Origin of the sequence: Rhodococcus sp. BH5 (assembly GCF_027583855.1) — a bacterium.
GTDB classification, from domain to species: domain Bacteria; phylum Actinomycetota; class Actinomycetes; order Mycobacteriales; family Mycobacteriaceae; genus Rhodococcus_F; species Rhodococcus_F qingshengii.
Map to the genome: position 1 here is coordinate 1 of NZ_JAJHVW010000059.1, position 2318 is coordinate 2318.

Annotated in this window: 1 pseudogene; it reads left to right on the forward strand. The window is 46.6% G+C overall.

From position 1 onward, the window contains the following. Nucleotides 1-2156 precede the first annotated feature (2156 nt). Nucleotides 2157-2318 (forward strand): annotated as a pseudogene (locus RhoBH5_RS32440) (mammalian cell entry protein); the annotation flags it as partial.

The following is a 2318-nucleotide window of genomic DNA, read 5'->3' on the forward strand; positions in this document are numbered from 1 at the left end:
CGGTGTGTCACAGGGCTGGTCCTTCTTGGTTGAGAACGGTTGTGTCGCAACTCCCATTCTCACGCCGAGGACCAGCCCGTCTACTTCAGTCCTGCGTCAGCAACGTCCATACCCGCAACACCTAGTTGCAGTTCTGTAACCCTACAAGGGTAGAAAGTCCTTAAATGTTTGACCTAAAGTTACTTAGAGTTAACATAAGTTGTAATTTATTTTGACTCAAGTAGTCGCCGTGATGTTCACCATGCGCGTCCGATGGTATCTGAGATGTGGGATCGATCATATCTGAACCTTAAGCAGCGTTTGTTCAATCTACCGCCAGGTTCACTACCAGGGCATTTGGAGATCCAGCTTTAGTCCTCTTTTTTCGAACCGGTCGACACGTAGGCTCAGTCTGGTCTACACTGTTTTATGTACGGCTTAACGGAGTATTTTCGATGTTCCGGTGGAGAGAATAGAATATTTTCTATTCCGAGGCGTACACATTTAGGTTCCATTTGGGATAAACCAATTTTAAGGAGTTCTCTGTGGGTTCGCTCGCTGATAACAGCATCATTGCAGCTTTCAAAGATCTGGTTTCATCGATTTTCTCCGGTTCGGTAGATGGTGCTGGTTCGGTAGATGGTGCTGGTTCGTTGGGCAGTGCTGATAATGCCGGGTCCAGTAGCTAAGTCCGTGGACTGAGATAAGGGGGGGGCGGCTATAAGTTCGCGAGAGCCGCCCCCCTTATTGATGAGAACTCAATTTTTGGTCGAGCGGACGCATTTGATGGGGATTTATATTCCCAGTTTCTTGGTGTAACAGATAATGTGCGAGTTAATGATTCTGGAAAAAACTTAGTTGTGTGACATATTGGTATCGAAGGCCTTGAGCTCTTTTGTTAGTAAAGGAGGAGGGCGCTATTGAAAACTTTGATCATTAAAGCTTAATTGTGTTAAATAGAAATTGCTCGGAGTGGGCGGTAAAGAAAAACCATTTTCGTATCTAGCAATTTCATTGCCAATTATTTTCGAATTTGTTTCGATCATCTCTTGTGGTAGTTGAACGTGTTGAGTATTCAGTGGATATGGTAGAAGATGGTCATTGAACTACACTGAATCATTGCGTGTAGTTATGGAAAATCTGAAGAAGCGGATTGCTCGGAATGAACGTGGAGTGCCACACTAAATCGGCCGTATGTGCTATTGGATATGCGCACGAAGGCACGAATTATTTGGTGATGTCGTGTCAGCGATCGATACTCTCGGGATTCCCCTCTGTTGTAGTGCCCGCAATCTGGATGCGCATTTCAGGTGGCAAAGTTTGCGATGCAGAGCCACCGCCTGGATTGCATACACTAAATGGATATATGAGAAATCATGCCAATTATGCAAATGTGTCGTAGATAATGCAATTTGACATAGACGTTTTGTGGGAAATGCGTGCGTACTTGAATGTGATCTTTAATTAGTTGTCTACTCAGATCTAGAGTGCGTGGTAAATTCTATTTGTAAATTCGAAACTTATATTTCAATCGATCGACGTATTGATTCTGAGGAAGTTGGAATGGCGGCGGTAATGAGTGGGCGAACTCGACCTCATGTCAATGGCGAAGAGGCAATGATGCCGGAGTTGGTCGATTTCATTATCGGCGAAGGGTTCTCTATTCGTGCAAGCGGTTACTCGTTTTCGCCAGACGACTCCGGCAGGTGGTGGTTGCTAGTACTCGAAGAGGGTGGTTGTGACCTCGCAATGATAGCACTTATCTGCGACGAGAACGGGCTATTGGAGGGGCCAGCGCACGTGTGGACACCTCATCGGTGGGCGGATGTATCAGGGGATGCTGCGACGGGCGTGATCGCGGTATTGATCGCTGCCGGAGTCCCACATTGGCATCTTCTTAGTGCTGTTGTTACTGTGGTCCCGATCGCAAAATTAATTATTCCTGACTTTTCGTTCGATAATCGTCGACAATAGAATTTCTCTTTGTTATTTGCTTGACTATACGGTATCTCATCTTCCTGTTTTGAGCCGCAGCAATTGATCCTTGTATGTGAAACAGAAGGCGTTCGAAGAATGAAACTCCACTTCATAGCTATTGGTAAGTGCTTAGCCGTACCCGGCTTGTCATTCGGGAGTCGAACCATGAGCACACCACATCAGTTCGAGCTCGATCTCTGATGGTGATGTCGAAGCTCGCCAAATGGCAGCTGGTCGCTCTCGTCGTGGTTGCACTCCTGGGCTTGATCTATGTCGGAGCGAAATACGTACGGCTGGACAATCTTCTGGGATTCGGCCAATACACGGTCAAAACCGAACTGGCGACGTCCGGTGGCATCTTC